Raw genomic sequence first — 470 nt, 5'->3', positions numbered from 1 at the left:
GTCGGGGTTTGGTGCTCTGGGAAACGATAATTGCAGTCGTGTCGGCGCCGGTGGGCGGCACTGCCTGGCTGCCGATCATCAAGAAGCGCATGGAGTTAGCCGGGCGGTTTTAGATCTTCTCAGCCGGGCGGGTCAGGCCGTAGAGGCCCGCGGGCATATCGCCGGCAATCGCCGCCGAGTTCCACTCACCCTTGACCCGCTTGGCCGCTTCGGCGTTGCTGGACACCGCCACGCGCTCGACAGTCGGGTAATGGGCGTCCAGCCACTTGCGGCACTGGGCCAGGGACTGGGCGTGGGAATAGATACGGCTGATGCTGTCGGTCTGGGGGTTTTCACCCACCAGCAGGTGGAGGTGGATACGCAACTCCACCTCCCCGCAGATCACCATGTCGTGTCCGAGGAAGCTGGCCAGCGGTGGGTTCACCGCACCTACGGTGGAGTTTTCCACCGGCACCACGCCAAAATTCACC

General features: G+C 63.8%; 1 pseudogene. It reads right to left on the bottom strand.

Annotated features, from left to right (window positions below):
• A pseudogene (locus tag JMV15_RS27915) lies at positions 1-470 on the bottom strand (prephenate dehydratase); the annotation flags it as partial.

The organism is Pseudomonas paracarnis (assembly GCF_904063055.1).
Lineage (GTDB): Bacteria > Pseudomonadota > Gammaproteobacteria > Pseudomonadales > Pseudomonadaceae > Aquipseudomonas > Aquipseudomonas paracarnis.
This window is presented reverse-complemented; position numbering and strand designations above follow the sequence as displayed.